Origin of the sequence: Anaerobacterium chartisolvens, assembly GCF_003337415.1 — a bacterium.
Taxonomy (GTDB): domain Bacteria; phylum Bacillota; class Clostridia; order Acetivibrionales; family DSM-27016; genus Anaerobacterium; species Anaerobacterium chartisolvens.
The window spans coordinates 41,262-60,969 of sequence record NZ_QPJT01000017.1; the positions used below are offsets into that span (position 1 = coordinate 41,262).

Below are 19,708 nucleotides of genomic sequence, written 5' to 3' on the forward strand. Positions count from 1 at the left end.
GGGTAGTATTTGCTTAAAATTATACCAAATCAAACTTCTTTTGGGAAACAGTAATTTACAAATTAATATGCTATGCCCTGAGAATACATGGCATCCGCCACCTTTAAAAAGCCCGCAATATTTGCCCCTGCACAGAGGTTGCCTTGATACCCGTACTCATCCGCGGCACTGCTGGCAGCCTTATATATTCCCACCATTATGCTTTTAAGCTTTGCGTCAACCTCCTCAAAGCTCCATGAATACCTCATACTGTTCTGCGCCATTTCAAGTGCCGAAGTGGCAACTCCTCCGGCATTTGCCGCTTTAGCAGGCCCGAAGATAACGCCGTTCTTTAAAAACACGCGTATAGCGCCCGGTGTAGACGGCATGTTTGCGCCTTCTCCCACCGCATAGCAGCCATTTGATACAAGTGCGGTGGCAGACTCCTCATCAATTTCATTTTGAGTGGCGCTCGGGAGAGCTATATCGCACTTGACCGTCCATATTCCCGCACAGCCCTCAGTATAGCTTGCGCCAGGATGGTATTTTACATACTCATTTATTCTTTTTCTTTCAACTTCCTTAATTTTTCTGACAGTATCTATATTAATTCCTTGCGGGTCATAAATATATCCGTTTGAGTCGCTTAGCGCAACCACCTTTCCGCCCAGCTCGCTGGTCTTTATGGCTGCATAAACGGCAACATTTCCAGAGCCTGATATAACAACAGTGGCATCCTTAAAGGATTTGCCCTTAGCGCGCAAGGCCTCCTCCATAAAGTAGCACAGGCCGTAACCGGTAGCCTCTGTTCTTGCAAGGCTTCCTCCCCATGTCAGGCCCTTGCCGGTAAGAACACCTGTAAAATTGTTTTTAATCCTTTTGTACTGTCCGTACATAAAGCCTATTTCCCGCGCGCCTGTGCCTATATCGCCTGCCGGAATATCCGTATTTTCTCCTATATGCCTGTACAGCTCGGTCATAAAGCTCTGACAAAATCTCATAACCTCTCCATCGGATTTACCCTTAGGATCGAAGTCGCTTCCTCCCTTTCCGCCTCCTATGGGAAGACCGGTAAGCGAGTTTTTGAATACCTGCTCAAAGCCCAGAAATTTTAGTATGCTTGCATTTACCGAAGGATGCAGCCTTATCCCTCCCTTATAAGGGCCGATTGCGCTGTTGAATTGAATTCTAAACCCTCTGTTTACATGTACCGTTCCTTGATCATCCACCCACGGAACCCTGAAAAATATTTGCCTCTCAGGCTCGACAATCCTGTCGAATATCCCGGCTCTCACCCAGTGCGGATTTCTTTCAGCCACCGGCTCCAAGGACTCTAAAACCTCAAGAGCTGCCTGATGGAATTCAGGCTCATCAGGATTTCTTTTAATTACCTGATCCATTACATTTTTAAGTATTTGCATCACAAAACCCCCAACATATTAATTTTATTTACCGCTTTCTAAAGTGCATATTCATACACCCTGTAAGCACAAACACTCCAAAAGGCACCAAAAATATACCTCAGCGTTTAAAAAGGTAATATCAGGTACCAATTAAAGCAACCTGCCTAAAGCTATTAAGCTAATAGAGCCATATAAATCATGACCCTGTAATGCACATCATTGCACATTACTTAGATAAGCATACGCCATTGTATACCCCAAATTAAAAGTTGGGGATAATTAAAAAGACATGCTACTAAACATAGCGAATTATATCAAACAGGCAGCGAAAACGCAAGTATTTATTTGTAAAAAACCGTCGGCCTTCGGGGTGTTTTACTGCCCCCGAAGGCCGACGGTTTTTTGCGTGAGAAAATTTTTAATAGGCTCCATGCCCCCCTCTCTGTTCCGCTTATTTCCATGCAGATTTACTGGGCCTTGCGGCGCCGTGCGTCACTATCCCCTTAAGTCAAGCTGTCCACCGCGCACGCCTTATAGCCCTCCCTGTAGCACATGTCCTCTACGTCCAATATCTTGTCGGCAAGCAGCAGCTTTGCTTCATTTACATTCCTTCCCTCTATTAAATCCTCCACAAGCCTTTTTATATCGCTCTTTTCATCAATGTACTCCTTTGTCTTCTGAAAATCCGTCTGCCTTATTAAGATGAGGTATTCCATCTTTTCCAGCCTGCTTATACGCAAAAAATCCCGAATGGTGATATCCTCAATGTCCTTAAGCATTTTAAAACCCTCTCCCTTTTAGTACGAATATATATTTTTCCCCTTAATACCGCCGGCACAGGGGAGAGGAGATATAGGGGATGGTGGTATTTAAGAATAATAAACAGCTCCCCCGTGCCATGCGGTTTCAGGGAAATCGGGTAGGAGGGAAAATCGAATAATTTTCCCGACCTCCCACAGCACCGTACGTACGGTTCTCGTATACGGCGCTTCCTAAGTTTATACACAAACAGTTTTGTAATAATCCGTAAAGAACAGGTAACCCGACTCTCTAAGTCGATTGTCTGTGATAGAACAACTAAGAATTTGGCTACTGGCTACTTGCCAGTAGCCTTTTCTAGTGTTGGCGTATTTGATTGCATTATGATAGTTATATCCTAACCTTCTCAGCATGCGATACCTTGTCTTGATTTTCTTCCATCTTTTCCAGATGAAACTCCTCAATCTTCTACGTAGCCATTCATCTATACGCGTTAAAAGACTTTTCATATCTGCCAGTTTGTAGTAATTTACCCAACCTATCACGTATTGCTTTAAGTTTAGTTTAAGCTTTTCATAGCTGATTCCACTATTTCTAGCAGTGATTTTTTTTATCCTGTCTTTCATTCTGGCTACTGTTTTCCTATGCACCCTTAACTTAATTCCCTGTTTGGAAGGATAAAACCCATATCCGAGAAACTTAATTCTTCCAATGTAAGCAACAGACGTCTTGTCCCTGTTTACTCGAAGTTTTAGTTTCCCTTCGATATACGGTAAGATATGTTCCATAATTCTATTGGCACTTCGCTTTGTTTGTGCAAACAACATCATGTCATCTGCATAACGCACGAAGCGTATCCCTCGTCTTTCCAGTTCCTTATCCAATTCATTCAGCATGATATTACTACACAATGGGCTTAAGTTTCCGCCCTGTGCCAGACCTTCGGTTGTTTCTTCGAATTTCCTATCTACGATAGCTCCCGCTCTTAAGTATTTGTGAATCAATGATATGACCTGTCGGTCTTTGATAGTTCTTGACAAGATTTCTATCATTTTAGATTGACTCACTGTGTGGCTGGTAGAAGGCAGCCTTGGTTTTACCCTTGTACTGCCAGCCCCAATCAGAACCCGGCGTGCAGTTTTCCCGCACCGGGCTCCCCAAAATGATTCACATTCGTGCTCCTATTAGACATCTGCATGTATCAACTCCGGGTATGGAAGCTTAAACCATTCGCGATTGGTCAGGTATGACCAGTACATTTTATGTCGTTGGCTTCTTCGCCTGAGTGACCTAATCCATTGTTTGACAACTTCTTCCCGGATGTATACAAGCTTGTTTCTGCAGTGATACAGCGAAAAATACTGGTAAAAGCCATTAAGCATGCTTGTCAGTTGCTTTTGCTGGTCTCTCCTTTTCCAGTGACTGTGCTCCTTCAACCATTTATGTACTTTGTCAAGAAATTTCCTACAGCTCTTGACAGTAGGTTTCCGGATCAATGCAAACTGCCCATTGTTCCCAATCCCACTTATATGCCTAAAGCCCAGAAAGTCAAAGGATTCCGGCTTTTCACTATGGCCGTCTATCCTTTCCCATACATATCGTCCAAAGGGCATAAGTCTTGTTTTCTCTTCCGCTAGTTCCAATCCAAACTTGTTCATCCGATACTTCATGTACCTCGCAAACTTTTCTGCATCTCTTTTATACTGGAAGCACGCCACGTAATCGTCTGCGAACCTTACCAAGTAGGCTTCTCCCTGGGTGTAGGTTTTGTATTTCTTTTCAAACCACAGGTCAAGGACGTAATGAAGGTATATGTTGGCAAGTATCGGACTGATCGACCCGCCTTGTGGCGTGCCTTCCTCATTCCGAGTTACTACGCCATTTATCATTACTCCCGCTTTCAGCCATTTGCCTACTAACCCTATTATTACCGGGTCAGCAATCCGCAGCCTTATCATCTTCATAAGCCATTTATGGTTTATGTTGTTGAAGTAACCACGAATGTCGGCTTCGAATATGTGTCGCACCTTTCGTTTTACGATACAGTTTCTGAGAGCCTTTAATGCTTGGTGAGGATTCCTGCCGGGCCTGAAGCCATATGAGAAGTCCAGGAATTCCTGTTCGTATATTGCTTCAAGTACCCTGGCGACAGCACGTTGTACAAGCCTGTCTTCAACAGTCGGTATCCCTAGCGGCCTAGTTTTGCCATTCCCTTTTGGTATCTCGACACGTCTGACCGGCAGTGCTTTATACCGTTTTGCCTTCATCCTTTCCCATACATCTTGTATTCTCTCGTCTAGGTTTGCTTCGAATTCTTTAGTTGTCTCTCCATCTACACCGCTTGCTCCTTTCTTGTTCATCATTTTCCACGTTTCTTTAAGAAACTCTGGAGTAATGATGTGCGCCAACGATGTAAATACCGCTTTCCTGTCTTTACGAGCCTTTACTGCTATCCCGTCCAATTTCGTTGACATAGATGCCTACCTCTGTTTGTGTAGTTTATGTTTCCTTGTCGAGAACTCATTTTGCCCTGCCGCTTCCCCATGTACGCAGCTTTCCTACGCTCCGAGTACTACCAACAGGTCCGACTCCCGTCACAGCTTCCGCTTGCTTGTGGATGGTCCGTTCGGCTTGCGTACTCTGCTTTCACAAAGACCGTGGCGGGTCTCCCGGGTTCCGCTACACTTCCTTTTCCATCATGCCATGCTCTTAGACCCCGCCGGAGTCTCCGGTTCCCTCGCCTATATCGGAAACCTACTATTGCCTTCCAAGTATTCGACCTTGTCGGCCTCCGGACGTACTAACGAGGCTCAATCGCTTCACTTGCGTTACGGCCTGATTTCGCTCTGTCTACGCTTAGTATGTGTCGTTACCTCCACACACCCAAGACTCGATTTCAGGTGGAGCGGCTTCACTCCTTTCCTGAGTTGGAATTCCACCAGCTGAAAGTGTCCGGCTTAGCCCGGCGCCCCAAAGAATTTCTCTAAGTCCATATCTACCACATAGGTATATCCTTCATTAGCATATTTCTCACATTTCTTAAGGGCATCTTTTGCGCTTCGTTTCGGTCTAAAACCATAGCTGGTTTCACTGAATATCGGGTCATATATCGGTGATAGCACTTGTTGTATTGCCTGTTGCACAACCCTATCAACTACTGTCGGTATTCCTAGTTGTCGTTTCTTTCCGTTGTCCTTAGGTATTTCTACCCGTCGAACTGGTTTTGGTCGGTATTTACCTTCCAAAATGGTCTTTCTTAGCTCATCCCCATTATCTTTGAGATATTGTAGAAGATGCTCTACTTCCATCCCATCGACTCCGTGTGACCCTTTATTCTTCTTCACCTGTTTATAGGCTCGGTTAAGATTCTCTCGGTCTAGGATTCGTTCCAAAAGTCCATTCACTCCACTGTTGGCATCGGTGATGTTGTTTTCAGTTATCCTCTTTTCGGTAAGCGCTCTGCCATACCCTTCATGTTCCGCACTATCTCTCTGACAGTAGCCACTGTCACTACAGTGTATTCTGCTTTTCTTCGTCCCGAATTTGGTAACTTTCATTGACTTTCACCTCCTTAGGTTCAACCCTTCACGGCCTTGTTGATTAGGTCGCTAATATGGTATCTGCTGACTTCTCATGGCAAATCTTGTTTCAACCATGCTTCGCAAAGGCGTTCCACATGTCCGTGAGATCTCCCCAGGTAAGAGCACAATCTTTCTCTCCATCTATCTGCCACATTTACGCTGTTGATTCTGAGTAGTTATTGGACTTCAGTTTGTATTGCAACCTTATCCATCAACTTGCGCCTGATGTGATTTCTGTTCGTCAGACCAGAGATTTGCCTCCAGCTTCCTTCAGATTCCACCTCTCGGTGGACACCCTTGCTTTAAGCTATACACTTCCCACTACTAGGGCGTGTTTGGGACTTTCACCCTTAAGATTGTGCCCATGCTGGGCACACAACAAAAAGTGCCGCGCGGGAATCCTCCCGTTCACGGCACTGAATTATTCAAAATTCAAGTGCAACACAAACCACAGCATACAAATATTTGTAAACTAGTCCTTGCACAAAGGCAGGAATGCGCTTATAATAATGTATGTGCGGTACAGCTTGGAAAGCTGTTGTGACGGTGGTGGTTTCACCCGAGCAAGCCTGTGGTTCCTCAAGCCACAGGATGCCGCACTATTTTGTTTTCTAGCAAATATTATATCTGTTTTATGCTGGAAGGGCAAGATGTTTTTATACATATTTGGATAAAATTTTTGGTTGGGTGGGGATTTTTGCCGACTTAAAATTTAATATACATAGTCTTGAAAGACTTCCCAATTAATTATCAACCAAATGTAATTTTAGCTTCTCAAGAGTATTAAATATGGCTTCAGATGATTCTTTAGATATATCACCAAACTGCATTTGCTTTAATGAATCATTTATAGCTACCCTCAATTCATTCATATTTTTATAAAACTGCTCAATATTTTTTTCAGTCACAATATTGCTAGATGCAATTTTTTGAAAATTGCTATCTATTATGTCAATCGTTTTTTCAGAATTAGCCCTTATTAGAGTTATTCTGTTATCTTGATAATTTTTTATAGCCATATCTAAATGCTTTATTGACTGATTTATTTCATTATAATCAACATTTTGTGCATTACGCATAAAATAGTTACAGCAATTCAACAATTCCCACTCTATGCCTTCCAAATTTTTAGCAGCTACCTTTTTGTAATTATTATGATTCCAAATAAGTAATACAAATATTGTTATTATCCAAATTATAAGGATTATAAATTGCTTCTTTTTTATCATTCTAACACAGCTCCATTTCTTGTAAAATACTAATATATTTAAATAAAGGTCAAGCCTTATTTAGAAAGTAAATATATCTCGTACTTAGGAATATTTACATTTTAAATTAATTACAACAAAAAATCAAATATTTTGATTTTTTGTATGCAACATGGTATAATGCAAAAATGCATGTAAAAATTTCATGTAAATATTTGTATACTATAAGGGGAAATACAATGAGAAACAAAAATATTTTTGTTAAGGCAATTATCTTATGCCTGCTCTTTACACTTACGGCATCATTAGCATCCTGTACAAGCGCAAGCGGGTCGCCCGACAAGGCAGTTTCCAGTTTTTTTGAAGCAATTAAAGAGGCTGACGTGAACACTGCTTCTAAATACCTGTCTTCAGCAAGTGACGACCTTACATATGATGATGAAGAGCAAGAAAAGATAATGAAAAAAATATTCAACAATTTGGACTATAAAATTATTTCAACTGAAAAGGATGGGGACACTGCTACCGTTAATGTAAAAATAACCTCACCTGATTTGGTAAAGATCGTGTCTGAAATGATTAGTGAGCTAATGCCCAAACTTTTTGAAATGGCATTAAGCGGTGATGAGAATGCGGATCAAAACAGTGAAGAGCTGATAAAACAGTACTTCGACAACAGCTTATCTTCTCCTGATATGCCTTTAATCTCATCTGATGTAGAAATTAAATTGTCGTACTCCAAAGATAAAAAGAGCTGGCTCATTGTTCCCGATGATAGTCTGATTAATGCAATGACAGGGAACGCTGCCAAAGCTTTTGCGGAAATGGACGGCGGCAATTAAGCTGAAGAAAGTAAAGTAGAGCTAATACATGCCAATAAGGGATGCTTGCCTTGTAGAAAACACGGTAAGCATCCTTTGTTTTCTGCGGCATTCAGCTTCGCTTGGGGGAGTGAAATGTTCCCATGGTATGATAAGGTTCAACTGTGTTGCAAGGTGTGGCATTGTGTTATGGTTACATAATTTCAATACATCCTATGTTAAGGTTCAACAGATTGCTGACATTCACGTCCTGCCGGAATATAGCCAGTTTCAATACATCCTATCATTCTATGTTAAGGTTCAACTAGCCAGCCATTGCCGGGAACCATATTACATCATCCAGTTTCAATACATCCTATGTTAAGGTTCAACAATAATCGGCACAGGCCTTGCTTATTTAGGCTACAGGGTTTCAATACATCCTATGTTAAGGTTCAACTAACTCCCCTCCTTCAATCCCATATAAGCCCGCCTTGTTTCAATCCATCCTATGTTAAGGTTCAACTACCTGTTGCTGCAGCTGATCCATCTGCGCCTTTAATGTTTCAATACATCCTATGTTAAGGTTCAACCCATTGTGTAGTTGATTCTACGAATAGCATATTTCGGTTTCAATACATCCTATGTTAAGGTTCAACATTATACCATTATAGTGACGGTATAATTAAGGGTTTGTTTCAATACATCCTATGTTAAGGTTCAACTAATAGATTTGAAAGATGTGAAGAAAAATGTATCTGGTTTCAATACATCCTATGTTAAGGTTCAACAAATAGCAATGGTGTTACATGTCTTGTATTGTGCAAGTTTCAATACATCCTATGTTAAGGTTCAACTATCAAATATAAATTATGTATTGGAGGGATGGATTAGTTTCAATACATCCTATGTTAAGGTTCAACTAATGCTTGGCTGCAAAAGGTGGTTACGGTTGAGGGGTTTCAATACATCCTATGTTAAGGTTCAACTCGATATGCTCAAGCTTGATGCTTATTGCCAGCTCAGTTTCAATACATCCTATGTTAAGGTTCAACCATATCCGGCTTGTACACCGACCTTGCAGCACAATCGTTTCAATACATCCTATGTTAAGGTTCAACATATTGATTTTTATATTTCGGATTAATTAATCCATGTTTCAATACATCCTATGTTAAGGTTCAACCAGCATAAAATGCGGGTTTCAGCTTTTGGCATTTTGCCTCTTTCCCTCTTATTGTAGCACTTACAGCAGTTTTTTTCCAGTCGTTTGGAGAAATTTTTTTTGCAATGGAAAATCTCTCCGAACCCTTGCGCTGTGAGGTTTCCAGAGGTTTTAGTATTTTTGGCGGTTGGAACAAAAGCAGCTTTGCCCTCTTGCCGGAACGTCCCCGAAAGAAAATGTTCTCAAACTAAGTATGTACTTATTTACCGTAATCATTAAACATCTTGGCATATTCCTGATGCGGAAAGGGTATAGGGTTGTTTATCAGCATAAGGAGCTGGTTTAGCTGGAATATGAGGGACAGCAGAGATATCTGGCCTGACGAATCTAAGACCCTGTAATCATTTAGGTTAACATTAGCACGTGAACCGTATTCACGACGGATATTCTCATATTTGCTATCCACATGGTTAAGCTCATTGTACCAGTGTTCTAAGTTTTTGCCTTGAGGAAATATGGAAATTTGAAGACAGTCCTTATTACTATCAGGGTTAAGTATAATATCAAAAATTTCAGTTATGCGACTTCTCTGTCCAATCATTTGATCTGTGTGGCAAAGTATTCTTATAGGTCTGGTTGATGTTTGGGTTGTCTTTTTCCCTTTTTCCCCAAGCTGGATTTTACCGTGGCTATCCTTATCATAAGCCAGTTCTCCAATTGCAATGTCTGTATACAACCTTGCTATAGAATTTAAGGATGTTCTAAGTTCACTTATGCTTTTAACCCAGTGTTCAAGCTCTTTTGTCTTTGGTTCTTTACTCTTGCACTGTATAACTACTGCCACCGCTTCAATGGGTATAAATCTCATGTTTCCGTAATTAAATATGTACGGGGTGTACTGCTCGTCGAAAATTGCCAGATCTACTTCAGCCGACACACCTCCATTTGAGTCTATAATGAAGACTGAGCGGGCAATGGAAAACTTCTTGGGTATAATCTGCTCAAAGAGCGATTTCCATATTTCTTCCCTTACTCCGCCTATTGTCACGTTATGCTGGCAGTCAAATTTAAGCTGGCTTACTATGGATTTCTCAAGCTGCTTGTAATTTTCGGCAATTTTGCCTATTACGTCGGGGTTTTTGTATTGTTTAGCCATGGGCTTGACCTCCTTTGTTTAGTTTAGTTAAAATCTATTTTTTTCAAAATTACATTCTGTTTTTGTTTATGGACTTTGCCAGCATTGCCAAGCTGTCATCAAGATTAGCAGGCTGTAAAGTCTCTTTTTTTGTGTTAACATCTTCGGTCTTTTTGCCCTTAAAATCCCCAAACCCTTCCTTATGCTCAAATGTCCCATTTTTAGGTTTTTTATCCCCTGTCTTTGCAAGCCTCCCCGCCCAGCCAAGCACAAAGGAAAGCTCCCTGAAGCCAAGCTCTGCAAGCTCCTTTTTGTTCCAGCTTGCCGCACCATCACCCCGGCACATTATTCCAAGCCCTTCCGCCGCAAACCTCTTGAAGCTCTGCTTGTTTGTTTCTCCCCCTCCAAGAATTTCCGGCTTACGGCAGTACAGGCTTACTGTCTCGATAAATTCCTTTCTTATATCCAAGTTAAGCCTTTCCTCCACATTCCCCTCCCTCACAGGAGAATTAGGGTTCACCCCATTTCTGTCCAGTATGTGGCGATATATTGACACAAACTTTTCTACTATAATTCTGGTTCCCAGCTCTGCAAGACGCGACGCTGCCTTCAGCAGCTCTTCCTTGTTTTCCAAATTAACCACCCCACATGCTTATTGCGTTATTTCCTTTACCCTGCTGCCATAACCCAGTATTTCGGACACCTTCTGCTTGTTCTTCGCTATTTGCAGATCGCTTATCCCGTATTTCTTGGCATATTCACAAGGATCAAAGGTATTGTGGTTCATATATGCATACCCCGCCGATATTTCACAGCTTCCGAAAAAGCCCGCCTTGTTGCCCCCTATTTTGGGTATGAAGCTTCCGTCTAAGCCAAGTGAATAGCACAAAAGTTCAAGCTGCCTTCCATGAAGGCCGCTGAACATAAGCTCACCCTTAAAAACCGCACCCTCCATGACAGCCTCCACCGGCACCTGTGCATTTTCAAGAAGCCGATAATCTCCATGCCTGTATAGCTTAATGCCCCTAAGCTTATCCCCCTTGTAATATATCTCCCTTTTGCTTATGTCAGGGGTCATTTGTATGGGTATAAGTACCTTTCCGGTTTCGGCATTCTGTGAAACAAACTCTCCGAAGCTTACACATCCCTTAAGCCCCATTTTGCCGTATGTTTTGCATACTATACAATTGCACATACCTGTGGAGAATGGAAGATCCCTTTTCCTGTCCACACTGGCACAGCTATATGAAACACACTGGCTTATCGTCCGCATGACACCCTTTAATGTGCTTCCGGGAATAACCGGGCTGCCTCCGTACCTCTGGAAGCACTTCCACAGCTCCCCCTCCTCTATTTCCTCATAGCCCGAGCCTATAAAAATGGGCGTTTGAGTGGTTATTTCAAGCCGAATCCTTCCGTTTAGGCTCCCACTCTCATTAAAGCTCCTTGGCCCTAAGAACTCTACAAAATCATAAAATTGACTCATGACTAAGCTCCGTCCTTTCCAGCTCTTCCTTGGTAATATATACATCCTTTAGCTCGCTGCTTATATCCTCAAGGCTGTTAAAGCACTTTTCCTGATAAAAGCCGTTTTGCCCTTTTCCGTTATATTCTCTGGCGGTAAAGCTTATGTTGTGGGCGGACATCCTTCCAAAGCCCCTTGATGTCACCCCCCCGAAGGTAACATATCCCTCGTTTATGTCGGATATGACCTGACAAACTACCTTTAGCTGCCACCTAAAGTAATTGCGAATTATAATTTCCACACCAAAGCTTCCCTGTTCAAGAACCTCGGGTTCAAAAAGCGCACCCTTAAGCGCAGACCCTGTAACACGATCTATTCCCACGTTGTGGCGTGTCCCCATAACAACCTCGCTTCCCTTTTCTGGGTATGCATCCCGGAATTCTATACGGCTCTTTAGTGACAGGCTGCCGAAAAGACGGCAGGCGGGGCAGTTGGCTTTATATTTTAGCTTAATATCATCCTGATATTCCTTTTTGTTCCCTTTCCTGAAGCAATCATTCCCAAAAACATTGCAACACCCCGGCAAAAGCTTTTCGGCCCTGCTCCTGAAAACGCCCTTTATGCCACTTCCGGGCATTACCACCTGTTCCCTCCCATTATGCATACTGCGTATAAAACGGTTGTCAGGCATGGCGGGATCAAGGTCAAGGTTCTCGCCGGAGCGTATTGATATAGGGCTTTCAGCGTTTAAGATGAATTTTATTGTACATTCGTTATAAAGGTTCCTAAACATTGCTGGCCTCCTTTTTCCCAAGCCCGTAATGATCGGCTATGTTGTCTCTGTTTATCTCTGTTCTTGTTATAGCACTAAGCTTAATCTGTCCAAGCCCTCTGCTGATAATGCCTCCAACCGATATATCTTCTTCTTTCAGCATTTGCAGAATTATTTCGAGAAGCATCTTTTGTTTTTCGTCCAGATTTTCCGCTATCATCAGGAAATCAAACTCTGTCCCTGCGGGTACTATCTCAAAGCTGTATTTTGCTCCGCGCTGTGCAGTTCCAGAATCCCTGTTTATTCCCACTCCGTCCCTTCTTTCAGTATTTATTTTGTCTTTTGTGTACATGTCACATATAGATACCCGTCCCGCAAGCTTTCCGTTTCCGAACATCCTGCATACGTCACAGCTATTTTCATAAATCTCCTTACAGCATTCTATATATTCCTCCTGCAAAAGCCTCCTGAATTTCCTGTCCGCGTCTCTTTCATCCACTTTTGTCTTCTGATTCTTAAGTACCTTTTCTTTCTCCTTAAAAGCCTCCTTTATCTGAGCCGCTTGCTGTGTGCAGCTATCCTTTGACAGTATATTGCAGCTTCTCCATCCGTCTATACCGCTTGAAAGAATTCCCTCAATCCTGCTTCTAAGAACTCCTTTTAAGGATGACCCCGGAATTATGGCTCTGCCCTCAGAATCCTTAAGCACTGCCGCATCAACCTGAGCAGGGTTTGTACTGTCCTCCCCCGTGCCTATGTGAATGGGCTTCATGGCAGTAATTTTGCCCTCTACCCTTATTCGGGAATGGAACTCATTAAACAGCATTACCTTATCCCCCCTTTCTGATAGGCTCTGCTTCCCATCTGCTCGTCACGCTTTTTCTCCTCTATAAGCACAGTGGCCTTCCAGTACATATATCCAAAAAACAGCTCCATGCTCTTTAAGACTTTCTCGTTTTCTTTACTTTTATTGTTCTTATTGTTTTCATCCTTTTCTGAATTTTCTGGTACTCCGCCGCCCTCTTGGGTAAAGTCTTTTAGAGTCTTCTTCTCTATCTCTTCTATGTAATTTATGAATATATCCCCGCATCTTTTGCCCTCACCTATTGTAATATCCCATCCATTGCCCTTTGCCATTTTATATTCAAGCATAAGCTTAATTTCCTCAGGACAGTCCGCTTTCTGGCACAGCTCAGCCATGCTGCGGAACTGTGTCTTTCCCAGTGAAAGCCGTCCTGTCTCCTTATCGGATAATATGGCTCTCAGTGAGGTCTTATCTGCTATCTCGTTTACATAGCCTATGATCTCGCTCTTTTTCATTTCGACTCCTCCTTCGCATGAAATGTGCTGCAAAACTCCACCCTTCCAAAGCCGTTCAGCCTGTCGCCGCCTATACCTTCACCTTCAATACAGGCAAGACTTCTCACTGTTTCATCCATCGGCTCCTGCACAGACAGCAATACCACAGTACCCTTTAAAACACGTATTTCGGGGGGCTTTTCCCATTTGCCCCATTCCCTTGATGTGTCATAGCCCCTGTACAGGTCGTACTCCGCGTATACCCTTTCAACTTTAAGCTGTGTTTGTTCCTGTCCAAACATGGCCTGTCCCCACCTTTCCAGATACTCTTCTGTGTCCAGCGGATGTTCCATCCCTTTAAAATCAAGCTTTGCATGGCTCTTAAAAAGCATGGGTATATATGTCTTATCCTCCGGGCTGTCTTTATACTGAATATTTTCTTCGCGTATTTTTTTATTAAAACTTTCCAGCCCTTTTGCAAGCTCATTATTCCTTTGCCTCTTTTCGTCCCCTAACACCTTTATCCCCATCCTTCCCATACCGACTGAGGAATAGCGCCCAACCATAATTGTTTGTATAGGACTTATAAGCTCCGCCCCGTCTCCCCATACTTCACCCTCAAAAACAAGGCTATTGCCGTCCATTACACAGTTAACGGCATTTATGGAATACAGGCTGCTGTCAAGTGATGTCCCCGTGTATGGGTCAATTGCCGTTCTTGTAAAGGATATGTGAGGAACAGAAAAGCTTTTGCCTCCCATTATGTAACCCTTTGCAGACTCCATCCTGCCCCTTGCCTTATCCTTGTCTTTATCCTTACATTCACTGCATTTTAAGCGATCCCCATAAATAAGCACATCCCTTATTTGGTGAATGTCAGGGTCTGTTTTACATCTCCTTGAGGTAAACGGCAAAATGTCGCAGCCTTTAGGATAAAAGAAGGAAAAGCCAATGTTTGAAAAGTTTTCACAAAGTCTGAATAATTCGCATTCCTTGCACTTTTCCCCATCCCTTAAACCTACGTAATTGTACCTTCCATGCTTGTCCTTCTCTCCGGGTACATACAGGGGACACCTTAAAAGAATTTGCTTTGCAAATGCCGCCCTTACAAAATTGCCGGGTATGTAGTCGAGAGACGGTATTACATTGTCCTTTATCCTTTTTCCCCCTATAACAAGAGGGCTTTGCATTTTAAGCTCTACCTTCGGCAAGCTGCCCCACCTCCACCTTGACCGCCCCAAGCCCGCGGCTTTTCCCTCCGCCAAGGGCTTCCACCATTTCAAGGGCCATTATAAGCCTGTCCTCATACTCTATAGTTGATTCTGTAAAATATACCTCAATGCTTCCGGCAAAAACAGCCCCTGCCTCCACAACCTCAGTCCTGAAAAGAGAACCGTCGTTAGCAGTCTTAAGATATCTGTCAACCGCTATTCCTGTTCTTGCCCCCAGCTTTGCCTCATGTATCTTCTCATTCCCCGCCACAGGGAAAAAGCTTTGTACAAATATTCTGGAAGGCTGGTAGCCTCCTCCTCCAAATATGCCGCATACAGGGCATGGGCACATTTGCTCCGGGTCAGTTCCAATGTGTATTGGATACCCCGTAATTCTGGAAAAATTGGCCTTCAGCTTTCCCTTTATGGTTGATGCGGGAATAAAAGGCGTTTTGTCCATCTTTACTACCGCACTCATGCCCCTTTCACCTCCCATGCTTATATTAAGAGGGGATTTTAAGGTTATTTGCACAGGGTATTTACGGTAATATTTATTGTCCATATATGTCCCTCCTGTAATAGCTGCATATGTTCAGTATATCCCTCCATGGCAAGTATCTAATGCCTTCATTTTCACTGCCCTTTTTATAATATCCGCCTGCCCACTGAAAGCCTTGAACGGTATTAAACGAAAGCTTCTTTTCAAGCCTGAGGCTATTCCTCGCCTGATCGTACAGGTAAATGAGCATCCCTTCAGCGACAGAGCCTGCTCCCTCGACTGTCTGCAATATTTTAAAAAGATTGCTCCTGCTGTTTTTTGTATCCCCGCTTATAATCTCTCCCAGCTTCAGCATATCTCTTGCAGTCTCCAAAGAATATGGCAGCAGCGTAAGCATAACATTCTCGCCTGTTTCAGTACATGTAAGCTTCCTTTCGTCCGTGCCTGTAAACGAGTCCAGAGCAACAAAACCCAAGCTTCCGGAATCTGTACCATTTTTATTATTGGCTCTGGATAATTTTTTTGCCTCGCGCAGTGCGTCCTCCGCGTTTTTAAACGTTACCCTGACAGGTGTCCTGCTGCCCGCTATGCATACGCCTACAGACAAAGTAGCGGCATACTTTGCACCTTCATCCTTGGTAATGTGCAGCGTTCGGAACTCCTCATTAAAAAGCTCTATAAGCTCTGCGGCAAACTGTATGCTTCCCTTTCCGGCGACAAAAAGGAATATGTCGTCACCGCCTACGGCTATTATTTCAAAAAGTGTCCTTTGTTCTTTGCCGTAAATCCTGTGGAGCGCCTTAAAGGTAGCTCTCTTCGCAGCTTCAGCCGTTGTCCGGCTGAAATACATAATCTCATAAAGGCTGTCAACGCTGTTTACTATGCCGCCCATATTGTTTCCGTCTCCATATACTACGGCGACATCGTCCCCAATATCATTAAGACTGTTGATTTGTGCTTTTGAGTCATTGGTAAGCTTCTTGTATTCATCCATGTAGCGCCTTTTTTCATTCTTTCCCGCAAAACGCTTATGAAGGCAGCTCCCGCACACCTTCTCATTTTCATCCACCAATAGAGTGTAGCTTGCATTTCTTACTCCGCACAAGCTGCATTTTTCTGCTCTTCCCTCCCTGCTATTCAAAACTGTGGCTTCTAATTTTATTTCTTCTTTACCAAGCTTCAAAATCTGGTTTTCATTGTGATATTTGGCGGAAGTCGGCGCCATACTGTCAAATATCTTAGCACCCTTTCTCTTTTCTATCTCGCCATCCAGCTCATGGATAGTTTCTTGGTAGCTGCCAAGAAGATCCTTAAGCAATACGTCCTTTTGCGCAAAAGCGTTGCTTACACTCATGGTATATTCATGGAAGTGGTTTTCCATTCTCCTCCACAGCCCGCTGTCTTTTTCTTCAACCTGCGGAAGTACAAAAAAGACACTTCCTCCCCCTGCGTATATAATGCATTCCTTTATGTACTCTTTTTCTATTTCCCCCGGTATAAGCTCCTCACCAACATAAGTAAGTATGCTGCTAGCTCCCCGTATGTCCTTTATTTCGTCATTTTCAAGGTAGTATTTTTTTATCTTGTACGCTCCGCCCTTAAGCAAGGTGACCTTAATCGGACTTTCAAAGCTCTTTTTATCCAGCATACATTCCAGCGCATCCCAGACAATAGCGTTTTCCTCTGTTCTGTTTTCATTAATAAAGTCCAGATATGCCTCAGCTCTAAATAAGTTCTTGTCCACATCCCTGTTCTCAGAGCGGTATATAATATACGCAAACAGCACATACAGTCTTGCGGCTTCTCTAAAGGTACACCTTGTTTTCTCCACATTATCTTTCGCTGGTCTATCCTTCGCCGGAAAGTAAGGAAATGTGTCAATATAATAAGTTTCTTTACTCTCATCCTCTTTACAAAGCATTTTTAATATTTCATCAGCAGTTTTTTTGCCCTTCACCTCGTTCCTTATGATACTAAGGCAGCTCTGGTAATCCGCTTCAGATATACAGTAATTAGTACGAGTCACGCTGTCAGTCCACTTCTTATATGCCGAAACAGGCTTCTCTATAATTGGAACTTCATTCAGCCTTTCCCATTTTGCTTTTTCCTTTTGCTCTACATATTTCTTCCAATCCACATATGGCATCTCTTTCCCCCTCTCCCCCTAATCCACACAACATAATGTTTATTTCTCCCTCCAGCTCCAAAATCCTTCATTTTATATGACATTTATTTATATTTTATTCCATAACCCGCAAGTCCACGCAACAATACACACCTTTGCGGCGCAGTGCGCCACCCCTGCACAAGCATAAAGGGATTCGGGAAATACTTGTTTTTCAAAGTATTTCCCGGGCCTTTACGCTACCACCGCAATGCGTGGAACGCCTGCCTGCAAAAAGTGAGGGAAGCGTTCCACATTGTATGTTATAATTGTAGTTCAAGCATTTTATGTAATATATGTTATACAAAGGTATAATCATCAAACAAAATTGCGTCTATTAGTGAAAAGTATTGCAGTAGACAATAGGGAGCAGGTGTAAAGTGGAAGCTGTATCTTTTGTTAATATAACTAAAAAGTATAAAGATTTTAAATTGGATAATATAACCTTTAGCTTGGATGAAGGCAGAATTATGGGGCTGATTGGCCCAAACGGGGCAGGAAAAACGACGATTATAAAAATGTTAATGGGTCTAAATTTTCAAGATTCCGGTGTTATTAAGGTTTTTAATAAAGAAATCAGAGCTAACGAGATCTTTATAAAAAAAAGAATTGGGTATATACCGGATGAAAACATATTACCTGACTATATTACCCCTAAGACTGGGGAAAAAATGATGAGAAGCTTTTATAATACTTGGGACAACTCTATGTATAAAGCCTTAATTCAAAAGTATGAATTACCAAATGAAAAGTCTGTTAAAAATTACTCTAGGGGAATGAAAGTTAAGCTAATGATTGCATTAACCTTAGCACATTGTCCAGGACTTGTAATTATGGATGAATCCACTTCAGGATTAGATCCGTTAGTAAGGAGAGAAGTCCTTGATGATATTTTTTCGTTTTCAAGAAATAGCGGTGTTAGCTTTTTGCTGTCATCTCATATTACATCGGATATTGAACATATTGCAGATGATATTACAGTACTAAAAAGTGGAAAAATGATTTGCATCAGTTCCAAAAATGGCATCATGGGCTTAGAAAAATATAAAAAAATTCTGTTCGATGATATTGTTATAGATTTACTAAAGGAAGGATGAAATTGTATGTTAAGAATATTTTTTATAGATGTTTTCCGGCAGAAAAAACTCATTATTACATATTTTCTTTTAACAATTTTGTCTACGTTGCTGGTTGGAGCACTAGGAGGCATTGGAATAAGCATACTTTTTTCTTACAAAGTATTACATGCCTCGTGTATGTCGGATGAATATAATAATTCTTTTATATTTTATTTAACCTTACCTATGAAAAGATACTTTTATGTTATCGAAAAACATATATTATCGGCATTCCTAGTGCTATGCGGAATAGGTTTAACGCTGTGCATTGATTCTATAATACTTAAATCTGCTGCAATAGATAGGCTGATAAGCTACAATATTAATTCTGTAAAGGTAATTGTAAGTATTATGATATTATTAAGTGTTTTTATGCAGTCTGCATTTATAATACCATTTTTTAAGGATGGTATTATTACGACGCTTAAGTATACCAGGGCATTTGGAATATCGATTTTTGTAGGTTTTTTATTGCTCGGACAGCTTCTTAAGTATATAGGCATGTCAAGGGTAGAAAGCGTATTGGAAAAGACAAGCGGCAACATACTTATTATAAGTATATCGCTATATATGCTTATATCTTTTGTTTCTATTGCAATCTCCAGTAAACTTTTTGATAAGAGACATGTATAAGTTAAGCAAAATATGAAAAACAAGGTGAATTTTTAATGCTAAGAATTTTATACAACGATATTTGCACTGCCAAGACAAGTATATTATTGTTCATTCTGATTTTGTTAGTACCATATATTAATATGCTAATTAAAATCCCAATATTTATGATTTTGGTTATTAACAGTATAAGATTAGTAACTTATAGTGATTACAAAAATCGAACCACTATATTTTATGCGACTCTGCCTATTACCAGAAAAGATTACATTATCGAAAAGGCTGTTTTCCTAATGAGTACAATGATTGTTGGAGTAATCATTTTGCTTATACCATTGTTAACAAATCAACAGGGCTATACTGCTCTTTATGTTTCACTTTTAATTTATATATGTGGAATTACACTGTTGATTTCAGGGCTCTATTTATTAATATCTTATGCTTTTAATCCTATAACGGCAGACTTTTATAATGAAATAGCGGCTTTGGGCATATCTCTGGTTTTAGGGAAAATACTTATTTTTGACAGATCAGATAT

19 protein-coding genes and 1 CRISPR repeat array are annotated in these 19,708 nt (G+C 41.5%); of the genes, 4 read left to right on the forward strand and 15 right to left on the reverse strand.

Annotated features, from left to right (window positions below; genetic code table 11):
- Window positions 1–62 precede the first annotated feature (62 nt).
- The 6 genes from gdhA to DFR58_RS14440 form a co-directional block, all read right to left on the reverse strand.
- Window positions 63–1,400: an NADP-specific glutamate dehydrogenase gene (gene gdhA, locus DFR58_RS14415; RefSeq protein ID WP_114298556.1), complete on the reverse strand. Its 1,338-nt coding sequence runs from the start codon at window positions 1,398–1,400 to the stop codon at window positions 63–65.
- Between the two features lie 485 nt (window positions 1,401–1,885).
- Complete coding sequence (locus DFR58_RS14420; RefSeq protein WP_114298557.1) at window positions 1,886–2,161, reverse strand: hypothetical protein; 276 nt, start codon at window positions 2,159–2,161, stop codon at window positions 1,886–1,888.
- 219 nt (window positions 2,162–2,380) lie between these two features.
- Window positions 2,381–3,193, reverse strand: coding sequence for a group II intron maturase-specific domain-containing protein (locus DFR58_RS14425; protein ID WP_114298558.1), 813 nt, complete (start codon window positions 3,191–3,193; stop codon window positions 2,381–2,383).
- Between the two features lie 132 nt (window positions 3,194–3,325).
- Window positions 3,326–4,615 (reverse strand): group II intron reverse transcriptase/maturase, encoded by a 1,290-nt coding sequence (ltrA, locus tag DFR58_RS14430; RefSeq protein ID WP_114298559.1) that lies wholly within the window; start codon window positions 4,613–4,615, stop codon window positions 3,326–3,328.
- A gap of 483 nt (window positions 4,616–5,098) precedes the next feature.
- Entirely contained in the window at window positions 5,099–5,698 is a 600-nt protein-coding gene (locus tag DFR58_RS14435; protein WP_114298560.1) for a reverse transcriptase domain-containing protein, read from the reverse strand.
- A gap of 767 nt (window positions 5,699–6,465) precedes the next feature.
- Window positions 6,466–6,951: a hypothetical protein gene (locus tag DFR58_RS14440; protein ID WP_114298561.1), complete on the reverse strand. Its 486-nt coding sequence runs from the start codon at window positions 6,949–6,951 to the stop codon at window positions 6,466–6,468.
- A gap of 218 nt (window positions 6,952–7,169) precedes the next feature.
- Between DFR58_RS14440 and DFR58_RS14445 the strand changes: the two genes are divergently transcribed.
- A complete protein-coding gene (locus DFR58_RS14445; RefSeq protein ID WP_170138165.1) occupies window positions 7,170–7,772 on the forward strand; it encodes a nuclear transport factor 2 family protein in 603 nt (200 codons plus the stop codon).
- A 321-nt stretch (window positions 7,773–8,093) separates the two neighbouring features.
- A CRISPR array of direct repeats spans window positions 8,094–8,916; the repeat unit is 30 nt; unit sequence GTTTCAATACATCCTATGTTAAGGTTCAAC.
- 238 nt (window positions 8,917–9,154) lie between these two features.
- Here DFR58_RS14445 and DFR58_RS14450 read toward each other — a convergent pair.
- From DFR58_RS14450 to DFR58_RS14490, 9 genes are read right to left on the reverse strand one after another with little or no spacing between them, the layout of a single operon-like run.
- Window positions 9,155–10,051, reverse strand: a complete 897-nt coding sequence (locus DFR58_RS14450; protein ID WP_114298563.1) for a DUF6602 domain-containing protein — start codon at window positions 10,049–10,051, stop codon at window positions 9,155–9,157.
- Between the two features lie 49 nt (window positions 10,052–10,100).
- The gene (locus DFR58_RS14455; RefSeq protein WP_207659240.1) at window positions 10,101–10,673 is read right to left on the reverse strand and encodes a hypothetical protein; all 573 of its coding nucleotides are present in this window, start codon (window positions 10,671–10,673) and stop codon (window positions 10,101–10,103) included.
- A 9-nt stretch (window positions 10,674–10,682) separates the two neighbouring features.
- On the reverse strand, window positions 10,683–11,516 hold the full coding sequence (locus DFR58_RS14460) for an RAMP superfamily CRISPR-associated protein (protein WP_170138166.1): 834 nt from the start codon (window positions 11,514–11,516) through the stop codon (window positions 10,683–10,685).
- A complete protein-coding gene (csx7, locus tag DFR58_RS14465) occupies window positions 11,500–12,288 on the reverse strand; it encodes a type III CRISPR-associated RAMP protein Csx7 (protein WP_114298566.1) in 789 nt (262 codons plus the stop codon). The genes DFR58_RS14460 and csx7 (DFR58_RS14465) overlap by 17 nt, the downstream gene beginning before the upstream one ends.
- Window positions 12,281–13,093, reverse strand: a complete 813-nt coding sequence (gene csx7, locus DFR58_RS14470) for a type III CRISPR-associated RAMP protein Csx7 (RefSeq protein WP_114298567.1) — start codon at window positions 13,091–13,093, stop codon at window positions 12,281–12,283. The genes csx7 (DFR58_RS14465) and csx7 (DFR58_RS14470) overlap by 8 nt, the downstream gene beginning before the upstream one ends.
- Entirely contained in the window at window positions 13,093–13,587 is a 495-nt protein-coding gene (locus DFR58_RS14475; RefSeq protein WP_114298568.1) for a hypothetical protein, read from the reverse strand. The genes csx7 (DFR58_RS14470) and DFR58_RS14475 overlap by 1 nt, the downstream gene beginning before the upstream one ends.
- Entirely contained in the window at window positions 13,584–14,777 is a 1,194-nt protein-coding gene (locus DFR58_RS14480) for a hypothetical protein (RefSeq protein WP_114298569.1), read from the reverse strand. Before DFR58_RS14480 ends, DFR58_RS14475 begins: the two co-directional genes overlap by 4 nt.
- Window positions 14,758–15,339 carry an RAMP superfamily CRISPR-associated protein gene (locus tag DFR58_RS14485; RefSeq protein WP_114298570.1) on the reverse strand — a complete coding sequence of 194 codons (582 nt, stop codon included), beginning with the start codon at window positions 15,337–15,339 and terminating at the stop codon, window positions 14,758–14,760. Before DFR58_RS14485 ends, DFR58_RS14480 begins: the two co-directional genes overlap by 20 nt.
- Complete coding sequence (locus DFR58_RS14490) at window positions 15,329–17,422, reverse strand: Cas10/Cmr2 second palm domain-containing protein (RefSeq protein ID WP_114298571.1); 2,094 nt, start codon at window positions 17,420–17,422, stop codon at window positions 15,329–15,331. The genes DFR58_RS14485 and DFR58_RS14490 overlap by 11 nt, the downstream gene beginning before the upstream one ends.
- A gap of 398 nt (window positions 17,423–17,820) precedes the next feature.
- On the opposite strand from DFR58_RS14490, the gene DFR58_RS14495 reads away from it, so the two are divergent.
- The 3 genes from DFR58_RS14495 to DFR58_RS14505 all read left to right on the forward strand — a co-directional run.
- Window positions 17,821–18,537 carry an ABC transporter ATP-binding protein gene (locus DFR58_RS14495; RefSeq protein WP_114298572.1) on the forward strand — a complete coding sequence of 239 codons (717 nt, stop codon included), beginning with the start codon at window positions 17,821–17,823 and terminating at the stop codon, window positions 18,535–18,537.
- A 6-nt stretch (window positions 18,538–18,543) separates the two neighbouring features.
- Window positions 18,544–19,191, forward strand: a complete 648-nt coding sequence (locus DFR58_RS14500; RefSeq protein WP_114298573.1) for an ABC-2 transporter permease — start codon at window positions 18,544–18,546, stop codon at window positions 19,189–19,191.
- A gap of 35 nt (window positions 19,192–19,226) precedes the next feature.
- Window positions 19,227–19,708 (forward strand): ABC-2 transporter permease (locus tag DFR58_RS14505; protein WP_147273186.1); only part of this gene is annotated, 482 nt, incomplete at its 3' end.

What these genes read in the sequence shown, in the direction of transcription:
- DFR58_RS14435 (WP_114298560.1), bottom strand. Translation starts at nt 5,698, where the DNA reads ATGAAAGTTACCAAATTCGGGACGAAGAAAAGCAGAATACACTGTAGT.
- ltrA (WP_114298559.1), bottom strand. Translation starts at nt 4,615, where the DNA reads ATGTCAACGAAATTGGACGGGATAGCAGTAAAGGCTCGTAAAGACAGG.
- csx7 (WP_114298566.1), bottom strand. Translation starts at nt 12,288, where the DNA reads ATGTTTAGGAACCTTTATAACGAATGTACAATAAAATTCATCTTAAAC.
- DFR58_RS14490 (WP_114298571.1), bottom strand. Translation starts at nt 17,422, where the DNA reads ATGCCATATGTGGATTGGAAGAAATATGTAGAGCAAAAGGAAAAAGCA.
- DFR58_RS14420 (WP_114298557.1), bottom strand. Translation starts at nt 2,161, where the DNA reads ATGCTTAAGGACATTGAGGATATCACCATTCGGGATTTTTTGCGTATA.
- DFR58_RS14485 (WP_114298570.1), bottom strand. Translation starts at nt 15,339, where the DNA reads ATGGACAATAAATATTACCGTAAATACCCTGTGCAAATAACCTTAAAA.
- DFR58_RS14475 (WP_114298568.1), bottom strand. Translation starts at nt 13,587, where the DNA reads ATGAAAAAGAGCGAGATCATAGGCTATGTAAACGAGATAGCAGATAAG.
- csx7 (WP_114298567.1), bottom strand. Translation starts at nt 13,093, where the DNA reads ATGCTGTTTAATGAGTTCCATTCCCGAATAAGGGTAGAGGGCAAAATT.
- DFR58_RS14500 (WP_114298573.1), top strand. Translation starts at nt 18,544, where the DNA reads ATGTTAAGAATATTTTTTATAGATGTTTTCCGGCAGAAAAAACTCATT.
- DFR58_RS14445 (WP_170138165.1), top strand. Translation starts at nt 7,170, where the DNA reads ATGAGAAACAAAAATATTTTTGTTAAGGCAATTATCTTATGCCTGCTC.
- DFR58_RS14425 (WP_114298558.1), bottom strand. Translation starts at nt 3,193, where the DNA reads ATGATAGAAATCTTGTCAAGAACTATCAAAGACCGACAGGTCATATCA.
- DFR58_RS14440 (WP_114298561.1), bottom strand. Translation starts at nt 6,951, where the DNA reads ATGATAAAAAAGAAGCAATTTATAATCCTTATAATTTGGATAATAACA.
- DFR58_RS14450 (WP_114298563.1), bottom strand. Translation starts at nt 10,051, where the DNA reads ATGGCTAAACAATACAAAAACCCCGACGTAATAGGCAAAATTGCCGAA.
- DFR58_RS14460 (WP_170138166.1), bottom strand. Translation starts at nt 11,516, where the DNA reads ATGAGTCAATTTTATGATTTTGTAGAGTTCTTAGGGCCAAGGAGCTTT.
- gdhA (WP_114298556.1), bottom strand. Translation starts at nt 1,400, where the DNA reads ATGCAAATACTTAAAAATGTAATGGATCAGGTAATTAAAAGAAATCCT.